This window comes from Streptomyces sp. NPDC031210 (genome assembly GCF_055570395.1).
The window spans coordinates 67302-86446 of record NZ_JBVIHH010000004.1 but is presented as its reverse complement, the minus strand read 5'-3'; the positions used below and the strand labels follow the sequence as shown (position 1 = coordinate 86446).

At 73.6% G+C, this 19145-nt stretch carries 17 protein-coding genes, 1 tRNA gene and 1 pseudogene; 12 read left to right on the top strand and 7 right to left on the bottom strand.

The genetic code is table 11. The features are described 5' to 3' along the window. The first annotated feature begins 182 nt into the window (after positions 1-182). Together ACZ45Z_RS09885 and ACZ45Z_RS09880 are read left to right on the top strand one after the other, a co-directional pair. Entirely contained in the window at positions 183-2036 is a 1854-nt protein-coding gene (locus tag ACZ45Z_RS09885) for a sel1 repeat family protein (protein ID WP_468358954.1), read from the top strand. A 104-nt stretch (positions 2037-2140) separates the two neighbouring features. Next, a tRNA-Met gene (locus ACZ45Z_RS09880) sits at positions 2141-2214 on the top strand. A gap of 211 nt (positions 2215-2425) precedes the next feature. On the opposite strand, the gene ACZ45Z_RS09875 is transcribed toward ACZ45Z_RS09880, so the two are convergent. Beyond that, entirely contained in the window at positions 2426-2863 is a 438-nt protein-coding gene (locus ACZ45Z_RS09875) for a Fur family transcriptional regulator (protein WP_468358951.1), read from the bottom strand. A gap of 159 nt (positions 2864-3022) precedes the next feature. On the opposite strand from ACZ45Z_RS09875, the gene ACZ45Z_RS09870 reads away from it, so the two are divergent. Continuing rightward, on the top strand, positions 3023-4486 hold the full coding sequence (locus ACZ45Z_RS09870; RefSeq protein WP_468358948.1) for a catalase: 1464 nt from the start codon (positions 3023-3025) through the stop codon (positions 4484-4486). A 126-nt stretch (positions 4487-4612) separates the two neighbouring features. Here ACZ45Z_RS09870 and ACZ45Z_RS09865 read toward each other — a convergent pair whose 3' ends face one another. After that, entirely contained in the window at positions 4613-5014 is a 402-nt protein-coding gene (locus ACZ45Z_RS09865) for a CBS domain-containing protein (RefSeq protein WP_468359763.1), read from the bottom strand. A 183-nt stretch (positions 5015-5197) separates the two neighbouring features. Beyond that, positions 5198-6001, bottom strand: coding sequence for a histidinol-phosphatase (hisN, locus tag ACZ45Z_RS09860; protein WP_468358945.1), 804 nt, complete (start codon positions 5999-6001; stop codon positions 5198-5200). Between the two features lie 163 nt (positions 6002-6164). Between hisN and ACZ45Z_RS09855 the strand changes: the two genes are divergently transcribed. Continuing rightward, positions 6165-6893, top strand: coding sequence for a TetR/AcrR family transcriptional regulator (locus ACZ45Z_RS09855; protein WP_468358943.1), 729 nt, complete (start codon positions 6165-6167; stop codon positions 6891-6893). 58 nt (positions 6894-6951) lie between these two features. Here the strand turns inward: ACZ45Z_RS09855 and ACZ45Z_RS09850 are convergent, their stop codons facing one another. The 4 genes from ACZ45Z_RS09850 to ACZ45Z_RS09835 all read right to left on the bottom strand — a co-directional run bounded on the left by ACZ45Z_RS09850 (position 6952) and on the right by ACZ45Z_RS09835 (position 10663). Beyond that, positions 6952-7275, bottom strand: a complete 324-nt coding sequence (locus tag ACZ45Z_RS09850; RefSeq protein ID WP_468358940.1) for a DMT family transporter — start codon at positions 7273-7275, stop codon at positions 6952-6954. Between the two features lie 91 nt (positions 7276-7366). Beyond that, positions 7367-8374 (bottom strand): ribosome small subunit-dependent GTPase A, encoded by a 1008-nt coding sequence (gene rsgA, locus ACZ45Z_RS09845; RefSeq protein ID WP_468358937.1) that lies wholly within the window; start codon positions 8372-8374, stop codon positions 7367-7369. Between the two features lie 14 nt (positions 8375-8388). Then, complete coding sequence (gene aroA, locus ACZ45Z_RS09840; RefSeq protein WP_468358935.1) at positions 8389-9753, bottom strand: 3-phosphoshikimate 1-carboxyvinyltransferase; 1365 nt, start codon at positions 9751-9753, stop codon at positions 8389-8391. Between the two features lie 196 nt (positions 9754-9949). After that, positions 9950-10663, bottom strand: a complete 714-nt coding sequence (locus tag ACZ45Z_RS09835; protein ID WP_468358932.1) for a M50 family metallopeptidase — start codon at positions 10661-10663, stop codon at positions 9950-9952. Between the two features lie 35 nt (positions 10664-10698). On the opposite strand from ACZ45Z_RS09835, the gene ACZ45Z_RS09830 reads away from it, so the two are divergent. The 8 genes and pseudogenes from ACZ45Z_RS09830 (at position 10699) to def (ending at position 19140) form a co-directional block, all read left to right on the top strand. After that, positions 10699-11529, top strand: a complete 831-nt coding sequence (locus tag ACZ45Z_RS09830; protein ID WP_468358929.1) for an SOS response-associated peptidase — start codon at positions 10699-10701, stop codon at positions 11527-11529. 71 nt (positions 11530-11600) lie between these two features. Next, the gene (locus ACZ45Z_RS09825; protein ID WP_468358926.1) at positions 11601-12248 is read left to right on the top strand and encodes an alpha/beta hydrolase family protein; all 648 of its coding nucleotides are present in this window, start codon (positions 11601-11603) and stop codon (positions 12246-12248) included. 246 nt (positions 12249-12494) lie between these two features. Next, on the top strand, positions 12495-13199 hold the full coding sequence (locus tag ACZ45Z_RS09820) for a sigma-70 family RNA polymerase sigma factor (RefSeq protein ID WP_468358923.1): 705 nt from the start codon (positions 12495-12497) through the stop codon (positions 13197-13199). Beyond that, a complete protein-coding gene (rsrA, locus tag ACZ45Z_RS09815; RefSeq protein WP_468358920.1) occupies positions 13196-13630 on the top strand; it encodes a mycothiol system anti-sigma-R factor in 435 nt (144 codons plus the stop codon). Before ACZ45Z_RS09820 ends, rsrA begins: the two co-directional genes overlap by 4 nt. A gap of 162 nt (positions 13631-13792) precedes the next feature. Continuing rightward, positions 13793-15067: pseudogene (locus tag ACZ45Z_RS09810) on the top strand (HD-GYP domain-containing protein); the annotation flags it as partial. Positions 15068-15606: 539 nt separating this feature from the next. After that, positions 15607-16899: an HD-GYP domain-containing protein gene (locus tag ACZ45Z_RS09805; RefSeq protein WP_468359760.1), complete on the top strand. Its 1293-nt coding sequence runs from the start codon at positions 15607-15609 to the stop codon at positions 16897-16899. A gap of 497 nt (positions 16900-17396) precedes the next feature. After that, a complete protein-coding gene (locus ACZ45Z_RS09800; protein ID WP_468358917.1) occupies positions 17397-18383 on the top strand; it encodes a tetratricopeptide repeat protein in 987 nt (328 codons plus the stop codon). Between the two features lie 112 nt (positions 18384-18495). Continuing rightward, positions 18496-19140, top strand: a complete 645-nt coding sequence (def, locus tag ACZ45Z_RS09795; protein WP_468358914.1) for a peptide deformylase — start codon at positions 18496-18498, stop codon at positions 19138-19140. The last annotated feature ends 5 nt before the right edge of the window (positions 19141-19145 follow it).

Below are 19145 nucleotides of genomic sequence, written 5' to 3'. Positions count from 1 at the left end.
CAGGATCCGGGCCTTCGTCACGTGTGTCGATTCCTTCGGCTTCCGGCCGAGTCGAACGGCCGATGTGGGGAACCTGTGTGTTTGAGTTTGACAAGTCGTCGTGTCGGGAAGTCGACAAACCGCTGAAGTGACCTCACTGGCTGCGGTATACCAGGTGTACGCGGGTTACGGGTGATGCGACGATGGCTCTTATGGGGGACAAGGCAAGGTTGTTGGAGACAGACCGGTTTGTGCATGCGCCCGACGACGGGCGCGAATCCGAGCTGCCGATGGACGCGATGGAGGCCGCGGAGGCCGCCGAAGCGTCCGACGCGGTGACTGAGACCGGTCACCGCCGGGCCGCCGAGGCGGGCGACACCGCCGCCATGAGCGCGCTCGGCGCCATGCTGCTGCGCCGCGGTGACCTCGACGGCGCCGAGCCCTACCTGCGTTCCGCCACCGCCGCCGGTGACCGCGCCGCCGCGAACAACCTCGGCGTCCTGCTCCACCAGCGGGGCTACGGGGACGAGGCGGCCGGATGGTGGCGCGTCGCCGCCGTCGCCGGTTCCGCCGCCGCCGCGCACGCCCTGGGCCGCCACTACCGCGAGCGCGGTGACGAGCCGGCGGCTGAATACTGGCTGCGCCAGTCCGCCGAATCCGGCCACTGCCTGGGCGCCTACGCCCTCGCCGACCTGCTGGAGCACCGCGGCGACGTGGGCGCCGAGCGCTGGTTCCGGGCCGCCGCCGAGCGCGGCCACCGCGAGGCCGCCTACCGCCTGGCCCGGCTCATCGAGGAGGGGCGCGACGCCGACCGCCGTACGACTCCCGCCTACGGCGAGCTGACCCAGCAGACCGAGGCCGAGCAGTGGTACCGCCAGGCCGCCGCGCGCGGACACCGGCGCGCGGCGCTCCAGCTCGGTGCCCTCCTGGAGGACCGCGGCGACATCCAGGAGGCGGGCCGCTGGTACCTCTCCGCGGCCAAGGACGGCGAGGCGCGCGCGGCCTGCGCGCTGGGCTTCCTGCTGCGCGACGCCGGCGACGAGGAGAGCGCCGCGGAGTGGTGGCGCCGCGCCGCGCAGGACGGCGACGGCAACGCCGCCAACGCCCTGGGCGCGCTGCACGCCGACCGCGGGGAACTCCAGACCGCCGAGCGCTGGTACCGCGTCGCCCTGGACGCGGGGGACGTCAACGGCGCGTACAACATCGGGCTGCTCTGCGCCGAGCAGGACCGGGCCGGGCGCGGGGAGCAGTGGTACCGCCGCGCGGCCTACGCCGGGCACCGCGAGGCCGCCAACGCGCTCGCGATCCTGCTGCTCCAGCGCGGCGACGCGGCGGGCGCCGAGCCGTGGTTCTCCAAGGCCGCGGAGGCGGGCAGCGTGGACGCCGCGTTCAACCTCGGCATCCTCTTCGCCGGGCGCGGTGAGGAGCGTACGGCGCACACCTGGTACGAGCGGGCGGCCGCGGCCGGGCACACCGAGGCGGCGTTGCAGGTCGCCATCGTGCAGTTGCGCGAGGGCGACCCGCAGGCGGCGGAGCGCAACCTGCGCTGTGCGGCCGGTGGCGGCAGCGCCGAGGCGGCCTTCCGGCTCGCCGACCTCCTGGACCGCAGGGCCGCGGAGGCGGGCGGGCCGGGGCGGACGGACGGCGAGCGGACGCAGGACGACGAGAGCACGCTGTGGTACGAGCGGGCCGCGCGGCAGGGGCATCGCCGCGCCCAGGTCCGGGTTGGCATGTTCGCGGCGGCGCGCGGCGATGTGATCGAGGCGGCCACCTGGTACCGCGCGGCGGCCGAGGCCGGCAGCCGCAACGGCGCCTTCAACCTCGGCCTGCTGCTGGCCCGCGAGGGCAGCCTGCCCGAGGCCGCCCTGTGGTGGCAGCGGGCCGCCGACGCCGGCCACGGCCGCGCGGCGCTCCGCCTGGCGCTGCTGGCCGCCCGCCGGGGCGCGCTGGCGGAGGCGCAGAGTTGGTGCGCGCGGTCGGTGGAGCTGGGGCCGCCGGAGGTGGCCGAGCGGGCGGCGCGGCTGCGTGCGGCGCTCCAGGAGGAGCTCAGCGCCTAGCTGCACGCCTCGGACCCCAGGGCCCGGTTCATGGACCGGGCCCTGGGCCGGGGAAAGGGATTTGCGCTGGTCGTCGGCCTGGGGTTAGAGTAAAGACACAACGGCGCGGGGTGGAGCAGCTCGGTAGCTCGCTGGGCTCATAACCCAGAGGTCGCAGGTTCAAATCCTGTCCCCGCTACTGAAAAACGAAGGCCCGGATTCCTTAAGGAATCCGGGCCTTCGTCATGCCCGCCGGAAACGCGAAAGAGGCAGGCCCCGCCGCGTACGGCGCGCGGTCCGCGCGCCGGTCCGGAAGGAGTGGCCCTGCCTCGGGTACCGGGGATGCCGGTGGTGTGTGCGGGGTGCGTGATCCCGGGGCGCGGCCCGGACGGGGGCCGGCGCCCGTGGCGTCAGGCGGGGGAGTCGGCGGTGTGGGCCGCGCTGCAGGTGGGGCAGACACCCCGGTAGGTCACGGTGACCTCGGAGACCTGGAAGCCGTAGCGCTCGGGCTCCGGCAGCGCGGACAGCGGGTCGCCCTGGAGGTGGACGTCGCGGATCGTGCCGCACCGCGAGCAGACGAGGTGCTGGTGGTCGTGGTGCGCGTTGGGGTCGTACCGCTTCGCCCGGCCGTCCGTGCTCACTTCGAGCACCTCGCCGAGCGAGACCAGCTCGCCGAGGGTGTTGTACACCGTCGCGCGGGAGATCTCCGGAAGACGCTCCGTCGCCCGCGCGTGCACCTCGTCGGCGGTGTAGTGGATGTGGTCCCCGTCGAGGACTTCGGCGACGACGCGCCGCTGTGCGGTCAGCCGCCAGCCGCGTCCCCGGAGACGTTCCAGCAGGTCACTCATGCCAATCACCTATCAGTCAGATAAAGCAAGGGTAGCAGTGGCCGGTCCATCGCCGGATCAGGTACGACTTTCGGCTTCTTCTTGACTTAGACATTGTCCAATGTAGGATCGGCAGCGGCGCAAGCCAAGGGCAGGTGGAGAAGACTTCAGGAGGCGCACGTGTCGGTACAGGGCATCACCGGACCGCTGACCACGGAGACCGGGGCTCCGGTCGCGGACAACCAGAACAGCGAGACGGCCGGCATCGGCGGTCCCGGCCTCATCCAGGACCAACTGCTGATCGAGAAGCTCGCCCACTTCAACCGCGAGCGCATCCCGGAGCGCATCGTGCACGCCCGCGGCGCCGGTGCGTACGGCACCTTCACGGTGACCGCGGACGTGACGAAGTACACCCGCGCCAAGTTCCTCTCCGAGGTCGGCAAGCAGACCGAGACGTTCCTGCGGTTCTCCACCGTGGCCGGCAACCTCGGCTCGGCCGACGCGGTGCGCGACCCCCGTGGCTTCGCGCTGAAGTTCTACACCGAAGAGGGCAACTACGACCTCGTCGGCAACAACACCCCGGTGTTCTTCATCAAGGACGCCATCAAGTTCCCCGACTTCATCCACACCCAGAAGCGCGACCCGTACACCGGCTCGCAGGAGGCGGACAACGTCTGGGACTTCTGGGGCCTCTCGCCGGAGTCCACCCACCAGGTGACCTGGCTGTTCGGCGACCGCGGCATTCCCGCCACGCTGCGCCACATGAACGGCTACGGCTCGCACACCTTCCAGTGGAACAACGAGGCCGGCGAGGTCTTCTGGGTCAAGTACCACTTCAAGACCGACCAGGGGATCAAGAACCTCACCCAGGACGAGGCCAACCAGCTCGCCGGTGAGGACCCCGACAGCCACCAGCGCGACCTGCGCGAGGCCATCGAGCGCGGTGACCACCCGAGCTGGACCGTGCAGGTGCAGATCATGCCGGCGGAAGAGGCGGCGACCTACCGCTTCAACCCGTTCGACCTGACCAAGGTCTGGCCGCACGAGGACTACCCGCCGATCGAGATAGGCAAGCTGGAGCTCAACCGCAACCCGGAGAACATCTTCGCCGAGGTCGAGCAGTCGATCTTCTCCCCGCACCACTTCGTGCCGGGCATCGGCCCGTCCCCCGACAAGATGCTCCAGGGCCGGCTGTTCGCCTACGGTGACGCGCACCGCTACCGCGTCGGCATCAACGCCGACCACCTCCCGGTCAACCGCCCCCGGGCCACCGAGGCCAACAGCCACGGCCGGGACGGCGCGCTGTACGACGGCCGGCACGGCGGTCGGAAGAACTACGAGCCGAACAGCTTCGGCGGTCCCACCGAGACCGGCCGCCCGCTGTGGCAGCCGTTCCCGGTCACCGGGCACACCGGCGAGAGCGAAGCGCCCTCGCACGCGGAGGACGATGACTTCGTGCAGGCGGGGAACCTCTACCGCCTGATGTCGGAGGACGAGAAGGAGCGCCTGATCGACAACCTGGCGGGCTTCATCTCCAAGGTCTCCCGCGACGACATCGCGCAGCGCGCGATCGAGAACTTCCGCAAGGCGGACGCGGACTACGGCAAGCGGCTCGAAGCCGCGGTCCAGGCCCTGCGCGGCTGAGCACGTCGCCGCTTGCCGTACAAACCGAAGAGGCCGGATGCCATGGGGCTCCGGCCTCTTCGTGCGTCCGGATCCGGTGGCGTCCGGCCCGGGGTCGCCGGGCCGCACGCCGGGGGTGTGCGGGCTTCAGGCCGGGACGGCGCCGGCCCGCTCGATGGCATCGGAGCGGCAGCGGATGATGTCGCGGACCGAGACGACGCCGACCGGTTCGCGGTCGTCGAGCACGATCAGATGGCGGAAGCCGCCGCGCACCATGGCGTCCGCGGCCTCGTCGAGCGTCCAGTCGGAAGAGGCGAAGACGACGTCGGAGGTGGTGTGGGTCTGGGCGGTTTCGCGGTCGGGATTCTCGCCCGCGCCCAGTGAGTTGAGGATGTCGCGCTCGGTGAGGATGCCGAGGCCGCTGTTGTCGGAGTCGAGGACGACGGCCGCGCCGACACGTCGGGCCGCCATCAACTGGGCGGCCTGGCGGAGGGTATGAGCGGGCCCGATGGTGAGGACCACCGTGCTCATGGCGTCTTTGACGTACATGGGCATGGAGTGGAGCCACCTCCTTGGTGATGCGAACTTGCGAAAACTTTCACAAGTTCACAAGCTGGCGGATTCTCATGTTCACATGCCCGGGCGGACACAACAAGGGGCAGGTACTGGACGGTTGTCCGATACCTGCCCCATCTGCGGGCCGCCGCCCCGGGGCGACGAGGAAGCGCGCCGTCAGTGCCGGGCGTCGCCGAGGTAGCCCAACAGGTCCTCGTGCAGCAGGCCGTTGGAGGCCGCCGCGTTACCGCTGTGCGGCCCGGGCCTGCCGTCCAGGCCGGTGAACCGGCCGCCGGCCTCCTGGACGACCACCGCGCAGGCCGCCATGTCCCACAGCGACAGCTCCGGCTCCGCGCAGATGTCCACCGAACCCTCGGCGATCATCATGTACGGCCAGAAGTCCCCGTAGCCGCGGGTGCGCCAGCAGTCCCGTGACAGGTCCAGGAAGCCGGACAGCTTGTCGCGCTCCTCCCAGCCGGTCAGCGAGGAGTACGCGAACGACGCGTCCTGGATACGTCCGACCTTCGAGACGTGCAGCCGGGTCGCCGAGGTCAGGCTGCGGCCCGTGAAGGCGCCCAGCCCCTCGGCCGCCCACCAGCGGCGGTTGAGCGCCGGTGCGGAGACGATGCCGACCACCGGGCGGTCGCCGCCCTCGCCGCGCTCCATCAGGGCGATCAGCGTCGCCCAGACCGGCACGCCGCGCACGTAGTTCTTCGTGCCGTCGATCGGGTCGACGATCCAGCGGCGCGGCCCCGACCCCTCGCTGCCGAACTCCTCGCCGAGCACCGCGTCGCGTGGCCGGGCGCGCTGGAGATGACCACGGATCAGCTCCTCGGCGGATTTGTCCGCCTCGCTCACCGGCGTCATGTCCGGTTTGGTCTCGACCTTGAGGTCGAGGGCCTTGAACCGCTCCATGGTCGCTGCGTCCGCGGCGTCCGCGAGGACATGGCCGAGGCGGAGATCATCGTGATAGTCGGGCATGTACGAACAGTATCGAGTGGTATACGCCGGAGCCACACGGACCGGCCCGCCCGGCGTGTGGGCGCCGCCCGAACGGCCGTGCGGCGGCTCTTGACAGCCCCTGGCGGCGCCTCAATTCTGTGCGCACACGGGCCGCATGGGCCGGCGGCCGGGGAGGCGACGGATGCCCGCAGCGCGAGAAGCCTTGCTGGACGCCGCGTACACGGCGCTCACCGCCCGGCCCTGGTCGGCCGTGCGGATGGTGGAGATCGCCGCCGCGGCGGGGGTCTCCCGGCAGACCCTCTACAACGAGTTCGGCAGCAAGGACGGGCTGGCCCGGGCCCTGGTGCGCCGCGAGACGGAGAACTATCTGGCGGGCGTCGAACGCTCCCTGGCCCACGGCGCGCACGCGCCCGGGACCCCGGGGGACGCGGCGGGCCGGGTGGTCGCCGCGGCCGCCTGGACGCTGCGTACCGCCCGCGCCAACCCCCTGGTGCGGGCCGCGCTGACCGGCTGCTGGGACGACCGGCTGCCGGCCCCCGCCCCGCCGCCGGCCGGGCCGCCGGGCGTGCCCGCACCGCGCGCCGCGCCGCCCGGTGAGCTGCCGGGACCCGCCGAACTGGTCGGCCGGTTCCGCGCCCGGGCGGTGGCGGCGCTGGAGCCGGACTGGCCCGCGGAGGAACTGCCCGCCCTCGGCGCCGCCTGCGAGACCGCGGCGCGGCTCACCCTGTCCTGCCTCATCGCGCCCCTGTCCCAGGAGGCGACCGCACCGGCCCGCGAGCCCGCCGAGTCCAGGGGAGGCAAGGCCGTGGCGCGCCAGGGCCGGGAGGCCGAGGCGGAGGCGGTGTCGCGGCTCGTACGGGGAGCGTTCGCCCGACTGCCGGGCGGGACGCCGCAGGCGGGCCGGGCCTGAGGGCGTCATCGGGCCGGACGGGCCACCTGGAGAGGTCTCGTGGAGAGGCCGGTCCGCGTCAGTGCGCGGACCCCGACAGTTGGAGCCCGATCATCCCCACGATGACCAGCGTGATCGAGACGATTTTGAGGACGGAGACGATGTCGCCGAGGAAGACCATGCCGTAGATCGCCGTGCCGGTCGCGCCGATGCCGGTCCACACCGCGTAGGCCGGACCGACGTCGATCTTGCGCAGCGCCAGCGTCAGGAGGCCGAAGCTGCCCAGCGCGAAGGCGCAGAAGGCGATGGTCGGGAACAGCCGGGTGAAGCCGTGCGAAAGCTTCAGGGAGACGGCGAAACCGGTCTCCAGTATCCCCGCCACCACAACCAGCAGCCACGCCATATCGCTTTGCCTCCGTCACGTCGGTGACCGCTTGGCCCGTCTTGGTGTGAGTATGCATTTACCTCGGACGGAGGGTGGCAAACTCCGGCGATCAGTCGCCCTCGCGTCGCTCCCGGGTGGCGAGCAGGCGGCGCAGGGAGTACAGCCGGGCCGGATCGGCGTGCCCGTCGGCCACCCACCGGTCCAGCGCGCATTCCGCTTCGTCGTGGCTGCACGCACGAGGGCACTCGGCGGTACCCGGCACGAGGTCGGGGAAGGCGAGGATGACCCGCGAGGGGTCGACGTGGTGCAGCCCGAAGGACCGTACGCCCGGGGTGTCGATGACCCAGCCCGAGTCGCCCGGCAGCGGCAGCGCCAGCGCGGAGGTGGTGGTGTGCCGGCCCCGGCCGGTGACCGCGTTGACATGCCCCACGGCCCGGTGGCGGTCCGGGACCAGGGCGTTGACCAGAGTCGTCTTGCCGACACCGGAATGCCCGACGAACGCCGTCATACGGCCCGTCAGATGCTCCCGGATCCGGTCCGCGGCGGCGCCGTCGGCCAGTTCCTCGCGGTTGGTGACGACATAGGGGACGCCCAGCGCGCCGTAGGACTCCAGGAGGGTGTCGGCGGAGGCCAGATCGGACTTGGTCAGCACCAGCAGCGGGTCCAGGCCCGCGTCGTAGGCGGCGACCAGGCAGCGGTCGATCAGCCGGGGGCGCGGCTCGGGGTCGGCCAGCGCGGTGACGATGGCGAGCTGGTCGGCGTTGGCGACCACCACCCGCTCGAAGGGATCGTCGTCGTCGGCCGTACGGCGCAGCGTCGAGGTGCGCGGCTGGACCCGCACGATCCGCGCGAGGGTGTCCTTGTCGCCGGTCAGGTCGCCGACGACGGCGACGCGGTCGCCGACCACCGCGCTCTTGCGGCCCAGTTCGCGGGCCTTCATAGCGTGGACCGGGCGGCCGTCGATCAGGACGGTCAGGCGGCCCCGGTCGACGGTCAGGACCAGGCCCTCGCGCGCGTCCTCGTGCTTGGGGCGGATCGTCGTGCGGGGCCGGTTGCCCTTGGGGTTGGGGCGGACGCGGATGTCGTCCTCATCGGGGTTCTTGCCGTAACGGCGCATGGCGGCGGTGACTCTCAGGCTCTCCGGGCGGGGACGGCGGCAGGGTCGAGCATCTCGGTCCACATCGCGGGGAAGTCGGGGAGCGTCTTGGCGGTCGTGCCGACGTTCTCCACCTCCACGCCCTCGACGGCGAGGCCGATGATCGCCGCGGCGGTGGCCAGCCGGTGGTCGTCGTAGGTGTGGAAGACCCCGCCGTGCAGCGCGCGCGGCCGGATGTGCAGCCCGTCGGCGGTCTCGGTGACGTCGCCGCCGAGCTCGTTGAGCTCCTTGGTGAGCGCGGCCAGCCGGTCGGTCTCGTGCAGCCGCAGATGGGCGACACCGCGCAGCGTGGACGGGGAGTCGGCGAGCGCGGCGACGGCGGCGATGCCCGGCGTCAGCTCGCCGACCTCGCTCAGGTCGACGTCGATGCCGTGGATACGGCCCGTTCCGGTGAAGGTCAGGCCGTGTTCGGTCAGCTCGCACGAACCGCCCATGACGGTGAAGATCTCGCGCAGTGCGTCACCGGGCTGCGTGGTGTGCTCGGGCCAGTCCGGGATGGTGACCCGGCCGCCGGTGACCAGCGCCGCGGCCAGGAACGGCTGGGCGTTGGACAGGTCCGGCTCCACGACCAGGTCGCGGCCCAGCAGGGCGCCCGGCGTGACCCGCCAGACGTTCGGCTCGCCGCCGGCCTCGGGGGTGTCCACCTGCGCGCCGACGCTGCGCAGCATGTCGACGGTCATCCGGATGTGCGGCATGGACGGCAGCGTCGGGCCGGTGTGCCGGACCTCGACGCCCTGGTTGAAGCGGGGCGCGGACAGCAGCAGGGCGCTGACGAACTGCGACGAGGAGGAGGCGTCGATCTCGACGGAACCGCCGTCCAGCGCGCCGCCGCCGTGCACCGTCATCGGCAGCGCGCCGCGGTTGTCGTCGTCGATCCGGGCGCCCAGCGCGCGCAGCGCCTCGATGACGCCGCCCAGCGGACGCTCGTAGGAGCGCGGGTCGCCGTCGAAGCGGATCGGGCCGTCGGCGAGGGCCGCGACGGGCGGCAGGAAGCGCATGACCGTGCCGGCGTTGCCGACGTCGACGGTGGCGGGGCCGTGCAGGCCCGCCGGGATCACCCGCCAGGCCTCGCCGCGGGCCGAGCCGCCCGCGGCGGCCGCGGAGCTGGAGGAGGCGGTCTCCTCGATGCCGACGCCCATGGTGCGCAGCGCCTCGGCCATCAGGAGGGTGTCGCGCGAGCGCAGCGGGCGGCGCAGCCAGCCGGGCTCGGAGGAGAGGGCGGCCAGGACCAGGCCGCGGTTGGTGACCGATTTGGAGCCGGGCACGGTGACGGTTGCATCGACGGCCCCGGGGGCGAGGGGGGCGGGCCACAGGGCGGGATGTGCGGGGCTCACGGTCATGCCCTTACTTTAATGGCTGGGCAAGGGTGCCGATCTTGATCAAAAGTGGCGCAACGTATACGAAACATGACGCTGGTAGTGCGCCCGCGCGCCGGAGCGGCGGGCCGAGGACCCCCGGGGATGCCCGCGTTCGGGTTATGGCCCCCGGGCCGCGGGGCTGACGCGCCCGGGTTCACGGGCCGGGCGCCCGCCCGCCTCACAGGGCGAGCAGCCAGCGCCCGCCACCTATCAGGGAGCACAGCGTCACCACGTGGAACAGGCCGAGCCACAGCGCCGCCGGGACGTGCGTCAGGCGCGACAACTGGTCCGGGTCGGAGTCCACCGCGCCACCGCGCCGCCGCTTGCCCTGGAGCTCGAACGGCGGCCGGACCCCGCCCAGCAGCAGGAACCACACCACCGCGTACGCGAACGCCGCCTGCACGTCCGGGGTGGTCAGCCAGGAGACGAGGAAGAAGGCGGCACCGGCCAGGACGACGGTGAGCACCCCGTAGGCGTTGCGGATCATCACCAGCATCGCCAGGAGCAGCGCGGTGGCGCCCCACAGCAGAGCCGTGATGTGCCCGGCGGCCAGCAGTGCGGCGCCCGCCAGACCCAGCAGGGACGGCGCGACGTAGCCGGCCGCGGCGGTCAGCACCATGCCCAGCCCGGTGGGCTTGCCGCGCGAGACGGTCAGTCCCGAGGTGTCCGAGTGGAGCCGGATGCCGTCGAGGCGGCGGCCGGTGACCAGTGCGATCAGCCCGTGACCGCCCTCGTGCGCGATGGTGACGGCGTTCCGCGACAGCCGCCAGGCGGTGTGCGGGACGACCGCGCCCAGCGCGAGCACCGCCGTGACGAGCACGAGCCAGAACGAGGGGTCGGGCTGCGTGCCGAAGACGCGGCTCCACACGTCGGTGAGGTGATCGGTGTCCATGTCTTCCCTTCGTTTGGCATGGCAGTGTGGCACGCATGTGCGGTAGGTATGCGGCGAGTCGCGGACCCGAGGAGCTGGTGACGGCCTTCGGAGTCCAGCGGTGGGAGCCGGCGGAGACGCTGGCTCCCGACTGGAACATCGCCCCGACGAAAAGCGTGTACGCGGTGCTCGAACGGCCCCTCAAGGGCGAGGCGGCGGCCGGAAGGGCCCCAGGCGCCCCGGTGCGCCAGTTGCGGAGACTGCGGTGGGGGCTGGTCCCGTCGTGGTCCAAGTCACCCGACGTGGGCGTGAAGATGATCAACGCGCGGGCCGAGACGGTCCACGAGAAGCCGTCCTTCAAACAGCCCTTCGCCACCCGCCGCTGCCTGCTGCCCGGTGACGGCTATTTCGAATGGGTCACCGACGCTGCGGAGCGGACCCTGGAGGAGCAGGGCAAGAAGAAGAGGGGCCGCAAGCAGCCGTACTTCGTCACGCCCGCCGACGGCTCGGTGATGGCGATGGCCGGGCTCTACGAATTCTGGCGGGACCCCACCCTGCCCGGTGATCATCCTCAGGCGTGGTGGGTGACCTGCGGCGTCGTGACGACCGAGGCCGAGACCACGCCGCTGGCGGGCGCCGGCGGCGAGGGCCCGCAGGCGCTCGCCGACATCCATCCCCGTATGCCGCTGGTCCTGCCACCGGACCGCTGGGACGCCTGGCTCGATCCGCGCCGCACCGACACCGAGGAACTGCGGGAACTGCTGGCGCCGCCGCCGGGCGGGCTGATGCGCGCCTACCCCGTGCCGACCGCCGTCAGCGACGTCCGCAACAACGGGCCGGAGCTGCTCAAGGAACTCGACGGCCCCGAGGTCGCCACGCTGTTCTGACCCGGCGCGCCCGGCCTCCCGACCGGCGCGCTGGTGTGCCGGTCCCGGCCGGGCGCGGGCAGGATGGACCCATGAGCACACGGGCGTACGAGAGAGAGACGGTCGCGACGCCGGCGGGCGACGCCCGTATCACCTGGCACCGCGACCCGGAGCCGGCCCGGGCCGTGGTCGCCCTCGGCCACGGCGCCGGCGGCGGGATCGAGGCCCGGGACCTGCGGGCCCTGGCCGCCGCGCTGCCCGCCCGCGGCTACACCGTCGCGCTGGTCGAGCAGCCGTGGCGGGTCGCCGGCAAGAAGCTGGCGCCCGCTCCCAAGACGCTGGACACGGCGTGGACGGCGCTGTGGCCCGCGCTGGAGAAGCCGGGCCTGCCGGTGGTCGCGGGCGGGCGCAGCGCCGGCGCGCGGGTGGCCTGCCGTACGGCGCGGGAGCTGGGCGCGCACGCCGTCGTGGCGCTCAGTTTCCCGCTGCATCCGCCGGGCAAGCCGGAGAAGTCCCGGGTCGCGGAGCTGACCGACGCCGGGGTGCCGACCCTGGTCGTCCAGGGCGGCCGGGATCCGTTCGGCCGGCCCGGAGAGTTCCCGGCGGGCACCGTCCTGGCCGAGGTGGCGCACGGCGACCACGGCTTCGCGGTGCCGAAGGCGGCCGGGGTGGCCGAGGCGGAGTCGATGGCCGCGCTCACGGACGCGGTGACGGCCTGGCTGGACGGGCTGTTCGGCTGAGCGGGAATGAGCCGTGGGGTGCGGCTGTTGTGCCAGGCGTAGCAACGAGATACGCCCCGCGAAGCATGAGGAATGGGAGTCCGCCGCATGGGAATCGCTTGCCCGGCCCGCCCGGCCGCAGACCTGCAGTGGTCGCAGACGCAGGTGAGGCAGCCCGCCGCGGCCGGAGCGGCGGCGTCAGGGGATCGTCGTCTATTCTCCGATTCGAGTGGGTCCGCATCCGGATCCGTCACGGTGTTGGAGGAGGTGGGTCCGGTCACTGGGACCGACGCAGGGACCGACGGCACGGCTGAGGAGAAGGCTGCGGGCCGGAAGGAGAGCGACGCCGAGCGCAACGCGCGCTTCGAGCGGGACGCGCTCACCTTCCTGGACCAGATGTACTCCGCCGCGCTGCGCATGACGCGCAATCCGGCCGACGCGGAGGACCTGGTGCAGGAGACGTACGCGAAGGCGTACGCGTCCTTCCACCAGTTCCGGGAGGGCACCAACCTCAAGGCGTGGTTGTACCGCATCCTGACGAACACCTTCATCAACTCCTACCGCAAGAAGCAGCGCGAACCGCAGCGCAGCGCGGCCGAGGAGATCGAGGACTGGCAGCTCGCGCGCGCCGAGTCGCACATGTCGACCGGACTGCGTTCCGCCGAGTCCCAGGCCCTGGACCACCTGCCCGACTCGGACGTCAAGGCCGCCCTCCAGGAGATCCCCGAGGAATTCCGGATCGCGGTCTATCTCGCCGACGTCGAGGGCTTTGCGTACAAGGAGATCGCGGACATCATGGGGACGCCTATCGGCACGGTGATGTCCCGTTTGCACCGCGGGCGGCGCCAACTGCGCGGCATGCTGGAGGATTACGCCCGCGAGCGCGGGCTGGTCCCGGCGGGGGCGGCGGCCGCGGAGACGCGGGCCACGCCGACGCCGGGGTCGCACGACGGGAAAGGCTCGGGATCATGAGCTGCGGAGAGCCGCACGAGAAGGACTGCTCAGAGGTCCTTGACCACCTCTACGAATATCTCGACCGCGAGATGCCGGCCGGGGAGTGCGAGAAGTTCCAGGTGCACTTCGACGAATGCTCGCCGTGCCTGGAGAAGTACGGGCTGGAGCAGGCCGTCAAGAAGCTCGTCAAGCGCTGCTGCGGCCACGACGACGTCCCCACCGACCTGCGCTCCAAGGTCATGGGCCGGATCGACCTGATCCGGGCCGGCGAGACCGTGCCCGAGGTCAGTGTCCTGGACCAGGCCAAGCACGAGCAGGCGCAGCGGGAGCGGGCGGCGGACGCCGCGGGCTCCGGCGCCACCGGCGGCACGGCGGGCGCCCCGTCCGCCGCGGGACCGTCCACCGGCCAGGCGCCGGATGCACGGACCGAGACCGCGCGGGCCGAATAAGGCGGCACGTCACCCTAAGGGGTGAGGGGCGGGGCGATTCGTCCCGCCCGATCCGCCGATGCGCCTTCCCGGGCGCCCCCACACCTCTATCCTCACCGAACCCCGGCGCACCGTCCTCACGGCGGCGACGGGGACGGCGGTGGGCTCGGGAGGAGGGGCGCGATGCGGAAACTTCCGGCGGCCGGGCGGTGGTACATCGGATGCGCCGCGTCGGCCGCGGCGCTGTGTGCCGCACCCGCGACGACGCGCGACGCAGCGGGCTGGGCCTGTGCCCTGGCGCTTGCCGCGCTGTACGGCGCCTGCGAGGCGGTGCGCGGCCGCCGGCCGGCCGGCAGCCGCGACCCGGTCTCCTTCTTCCCCGTGCTGCTGGCCGGGGTCTTCCTGCTGCCGCCTTCGCTGGCCGCGCTGGTCCCCGTCCCCGGCGCGCTGATCGCCCGGACCGAAGCCCGCTCGGCGGGCGCCCGCCGGATCTGGCACGCCGCCGAACTGGCCCTGGCCTGCTGCGCCGCCGGCCATGTCTTCCAGGCCCTCGGCCACCCCCCGCTGTCCGCACCGCGCTTTCCCGCCCTGCTGCTGCCGGCCGCTGTCGCCGCGGCGGTCTTCTGCGCGGTGCTCGCGGCGCTGGACGGCGGGGTCCTGGTCGCCGCCGAGCGGCACTCCCCGCGTACCGCCTGGCGCGGCCTGCTGACCCGCACCCTGGGGCCGTATCTGGTGCACGGACTGGCCGGGCTGATGATGGCGGTCCTGTGGCGCAGCTCCTACGGGCCGCCGGCGGCGCTGCTGGTGCTGCTGCCGATGTACCTCACCTGCTGGATCTTCGCCCAGTGCCACCGTGAGCGCGCCGCCCACCAGGCCACCCTCCGCGCGCTCGTCCAGGCCGTGGATATCAAGGACCGCTACACCCGCGGACACAGCGAACGCGTCGGGCGCGCCTCGGTGATGATCGCCCGCGAGCTGGGCATGGCCGAGGACCGGACGGAGGTCCTGCGGTTCGCCGGCATCCTGCACGACGTCGGCAAACTCGGCGTCCCCACCCGCCTGTTGCGCAAGGAGGGCCCGTTGAGCCCGGAGGAGCGCCGGGTCATCGAGCTGCACCCCGAGTACGGGCACGAGATCGTGCGCGGCATCGGCTTCCTCGGTGAGGCGCGGGCGGCGATCCTGCACCACCACGAGCGGCTGGACGGCCGCGGCTACCCCTACGGCCTGACGGGCCATCGCATCCCGGAGTGCGCCCGGGTGGTGGCCGTCGCCGACGCCTTCGACGCGATGACCTCCACCCGCTCCTACCGGCGGGCCCGGCCGGTGTCCGTCGCGGTGGCGGAGCTGCGCAAATGCGCCGGTACGCAGTTCGATCCGCGGATGGTCCGGGCGCTGGCGGCGGCACTGGACCGGCACGGCTGGCACCCCGATCTGGTCACGGCGGCGGACCAGGAGGCGGGGTGGGCGGGGGTGCCCGACCTGGTGGTGCCGCCCGTCCTGTCGGTGGACGACGACGCGGCGGCGGCACCGGCGGCGGCGTCCCAGGCCGTGCGCGCCGCCGCCGGGCACGGGCCGCGGCGTGCGGCGCGCCCGGCGGCGTCGCCGTACGGCCCGGCCACCGCGGCCGCGTCTCCCGCCGCGGATCGGCCCGCCGAGAAGCGCCCGTACGCGGCGGCCGAGGAGGCGGTGGGCCGGCCCGGACAGGGGAGAGGAAACGTCCCTCCCGCGCGGGCGGAAGGGTCCGGGCGGCCGGATGGCGCGCCCGGGAACGAGGCGGCGGGGGCGGCGGCACAAGCGCCTCCGTGGTGGCCGGGCCGGGGCCGTCGGGCGGGCCGGAGCGAGCGGTTGCGCCGGGACGGTGAGCGGTGAGCGGCGGCCCGGGAGCGCACCGGGCGGAACGGGGCCGCAGGGCCGCCCCACGCGATCCCGGCGGCGGCGCGGCGGGCCGGACGGACGGCGAGCGGGCCGCGCGCCACCCGGAGGCGAACGGCCCCGCCATCGCCGCCGGCCCCCGAGAGCCCGCCCCGCGCGGCCGCGCCGCCGTCCTCTGCGTCCATGCCGCGGCCGCCGCCCTGGCCCTGTGGGCGCTGGGCCGCACCCTCTGGGACGGCCTGTCCGAACCCGGCGTCGCGCTGGCCTTCGGAGTGCTGATCGCGGTGGGCGAGCTGATGCGCTGGGAGCCCGCGGCGGGCGGGCCGGGCCGGGCGCCCGGCGAGCGGGAGCGCGCCCCGCTGGGGGCGGCCGGGGCGCTCGCGTACGCGCTGCTCGGCGAGGTCGCCGGCCGGCCGACCACCCACGGCGTGGCGCAGACCGTCACCGTCGTCGTGGCGGCCGGTCTGGTGGGACTCGTCCCCCAGCTCGCCCGGGGTCGCGGCCCGGCGCTCGGCCACCTCGCCCGCCGCGTCCTGACCGTCGGCTTCGCCGCCACCTGCTTCCAACCCCTCTACAACACCGGCACGTTGACGAGCTGGGTGGCGGACGGCCCCGTCTACCCCCTCTTCCTGGTCGGACTGCTCGCGCTCACCGCGCTGTGCGACGCGGTGCTCGCCGCCGCGCTCGCCCACGCCCGCACCGGCTGGCCGTTCGGGCCGCTGCTGCGCGACGAGCTGCGGACGCCGGCCGGCATCGGCCCCGCCCTGTGCGCCACCGGTGTCGTCATCGCGCTCGGCACGGCGGTCGCCGGGCTGTGGGCGCTGCCCGTCTTCTGCCTGCCGCTGCTGCCGGCCCAGTTCGCCTGCCGCCGGTTCGCGGCCGTACGGGCCACCTACCGCCAGACCATCGCCTCCCTGGCCCGCTCCACCGAGATCGCCGGCTACACCCCGCACGGCCACGCCCGCCGGGTGGCCGCTCTCAGCCGTGCGGTGGGCCGCGAACTGGGCCTGGGCGAGCCGGATCTGGACGTACTGGAATGCGCCGCCCTGATGCACGACATCGGCCAGCTCTCGCTCCTGGACCCGGTGCCGGCCGGTGCGACCGCCCCGCTGCCGCCTGCCGAGCAGCGCCGCATCGCCCTGCTGGGCGGGGCCGTGGTACGCCAGACCGGGGTCCCGCCGGAGGTCGCGGTGATCGTCGAACGGCAGGCGGACCCCTACCGGGACCAGCCCCTGACCGCGCGTATCGTCCGCACGGTCAACGCCTACGACGACCTCGCGGGCGGCGCGGCCGGTCCCGGGGGGCCGCTGCGGGCCCTGGAACGGCTGCGGCTGTCCACCGCCGGCGACTACGAACCGCGGGTCGTCGAGGCACTCGCCGGCGTGCTCGCGCGCGGTGCCGGCGCCCGCCCGGCGTGACGCCCCGGCCGCTCGCGGGGCGGGTGTTCGCGAGCGGCGCAACGGCCGCCCCGGCCCGTCCCGGCCGCGCACCGGCCCGGCGCAGGGCCATCGTGACGCCCGCCCGCCCCGCGACCGGCTCCCGCCCGCCGCCGGCGGATCCGGGGCCCGCACGCCGCCGCGAAAGGGCTCGGGCGGCGCCGCCTGGGACGCTTCCGCCGCCCCGGCGGCCCCGCACACCCCGTCCGTAGCATCCGCCCGCCAAGCGCTGGCCCCTGTGCGGAACCCACGGGTAATGAGCGCCCCGCGAGATGGGCATGGTTGGATGCGAAGGAAGCACCCCGCAGGGGGATTCAGGGGGTCGGCGCCGGGCAAGGGAGCCGCAGGGGGACGCAGCGCATCAGGCTGAGCCCGGCGGCGATCTGTGGCAGGTTGGCGAGTGGGCCCCCGGACGACACCGGGCGCCGCTCGGGAGACCCGGCGAAAGCGGCATCGAGAGCGACCAGCAGGCGGGAATCGTGAGGATCTTCGGCAAGGTACGGCACCGGCCCTCCGCCTCGTGGCGGCAGGCGACCGACCGCGCTTTCACGCTGATCGGCGACGGCCGTTACGACGACGCCGGGGCGCTGCTGACCCGCGCCGCCGACATGGAGCCGTGGCTGTCGGAGTCCTGGTTCAACCTCGCCCTGCTGCACAAGTTCCGCCACGACTGGGAGCAGGCCAGGGCCGCCGGGCTGCGCGCCGTCGCGCTGCTGGACCGGGAGACGGGGGCGCCCGACTGGTGGAACGTGGGCATCGCCGCCACCGCCCTCCAGGACTGGCCGCTGGCCCGCCGCGCCTGGCAGGCGTACGGCCTGAAGGTCCCCGCCGACGGCTCGCCCTCCGCCGAGCCCGCCGGTATGGCGCTGGGCAGCGCCGCGGTCCGGCTGTCGCCCGAGGGCGAGGCGGAGGTGGTGTGGGGCCGTCGACTGGATCCGGCGCGTATCGAGGTGCTGTCCATCCCGCTGCCGTCCTCCGGGCGCCGCTGGGGCGAGGTCGTCCTGCACGACGGCGTCCCGCACGGCGAGCGGGTCACCGCCGCCGGCCCGTCCTACCCGGTCTTCGACGAGATCGAGCTGTGGGCGCCGTCCCCCGTCCCGACCTGGGTGGTGCTGCTGGAGGCCGCCACGGAAGCCGACCGGGACGCGCTGGAGCGGCTGGCGGCCGACGCCGGCTTCGCCGCCGAGGACTGGTCGTCGTCCGTGCGGCTGCTGTGCCGTACGTGCTCGGAGAGCCGGATGCCCAGCGACGAGGGCGACGGCGAGCACCTGGACCCGCACGACCACAGCGAGCCGGGCCACCCCGGGCCGCTGGGCCACCGCACGGCCGGCTCCGGCTCCCTGTGGGTGCCCGAGCGCGAATGCGGCATCGCGGCGCCCTCCGCCCTGGTGCGCGGGCTGCTGGACGGCTGGGTCGCGGACAGCCCCGACAGCCGGGAATGGCGGGACCTCGAAGAGGTCTGCTGAGGCCGCGCCGCCCGGTACCGGTCGGCCGGATCGGTCCGTGCGTTCCCGGGCCGCCCGCCCCCGTAGTCTGTAGGGCGACTTATCAGGGTTTTCAGGAAGGCGTACGGCGGAGATGGCCCAGCAGCCTGTGTTTGATCAAGACGGTGAGCAGCGCGTGGACGAAGAGTTCATCGATGACACGACGGACGCGGAGCAGCGGGAGGCCGCCCACCGCGAGCGCGGCACGTCGCGGCCCATCACGGTCGTCGGCAATCCGGTGCTCCACAAGGAGTGCAAGGACGTCACCGAGTTCGACGACGGGCTCGCCCAGCTCATCGACGACATGTTCGCCAGCCAGCGCACGGCCGAGGGCGTGGGCCTGGCCGCGAACCAGATCGGCGTGGACCTGAAGGTCTTCGTCTACGACTGCCTGGACGACTCGGGCGTACGCCACGTCGGCGCGGTCTGCAACCCGGTCCTGGACGAGCTGCCGGCCGAGCGCCGGGTGCTGGACGACTCCAACGAGGGCTGCCTCTCCGTGCCCGGCGCCTACGCCGAGCTGGCCCGCCCCGACTACGCCGTGGTGCGTGGCCAGGACGCCAAGGGCAACCCGATCGCCGTCGAGGGCACCGGCTACTTCGCCCGCTGCCTCCAGCACGAGACCGATCACCTCTACGGCTACCTCTACATCGACCGGCTCTCCAAGCGCGACCGCAAGGACGTGCTCAAGCAGATGGCCGAGGGCGAGCCCCGCTACCCCGTCGTCGCCAACGACTGAGCGCG

Excerpts from the sequence above, each read along its gene's own strand:
- ACZ45Z_RS09850 (WP_468358940.1), bottom strand. The coding sequence starts at position 7,275 with ATGGCGTGGCTGCTGGTTGTGGTGGCGGGGATACTGGAGACCGGTTTC.
- ACZ45Z_RS09875 (WP_468358951.1), bottom strand. The coding sequence starts at position 2,863 with ATGAGTGACCTGCTGGAACGTCTCCGGGGACGCGGCTGGCGGCTGACC.
- aroA (WP_468358935.1), bottom strand. The coding sequence starts at position 9,753 with ATGACCGTGAGCCCCGCACATCCCGCCCTGTGGCCCGCCCCCCTCGCC.
- hisN (WP_468358945.1), bottom strand. The coding sequence starts at position 6,001 with ATGCCCGACTATCACGATGATCTCCGCCTCGGCCATGTCCTCGCGGAC.
- ACZ45Z_RS09825 (WP_468358926.1), top strand. The coding sequence starts at position 11,601 with ATGAGCACACGGGCGTACGAGAGAGAGACGGTCGCGACGCCGGCGGGC.
- def (WP_468358914.1), top strand. The coding sequence starts at position 18,496 with ATGGCCCAGCAGCCTGTGTTTGATCAAGACGGTGAGCAGCGCGTGGAC.
- rsgA (WP_468358937.1), bottom strand. The coding sequence starts at position 8,374 with ATGCGCCGTTACGGCAAGAACCCCGATGAGGACGACATCCGCGTCCGC.
- ACZ45Z_RS09830 (WP_468358929.1), top strand. The coding sequence starts at position 10,699 with ATGTGCGGTAGGTATGCGGCGAGTCGCGGACCCGAGGAGCTGGTGACG.
- ACZ45Z_RS09885 (WP_468358954.1), top strand. The coding sequence starts at position 183 with ATGGCTCTTATGGGGGACAAGGCAAGGTTGTTGGAGACAGACCGGTTT.
- ACZ45Z_RS09855 (WP_468358943.1), top strand. The coding sequence starts at position 6,165 with ATGCCCGCAGCGCGAGAAGCCTTGCTGGACGCCGCGTACACGGCGCTC.
- rsrA (WP_468358920.1), top strand. The coding sequence starts at position 13,196 with ATGAGCTGCGGAGAGCCGCACGAGAAGGACTGCTCAGAGGTCCTTGAC.
- ACZ45Z_RS09835 (WP_468358932.1), bottom strand. The coding sequence starts at position 10,663 with ATGGACACCGATCACCTCACCGACGTGTGGAGCCGCGTCTTCGGCACG.
- ACZ45Z_RS09865 (WP_468359763.1), bottom strand. The coding sequence starts at position 5,014 with ATGTACGTCAAAGACGCCATGAGCACGGTGGTCCTCACCATCGGGCCC.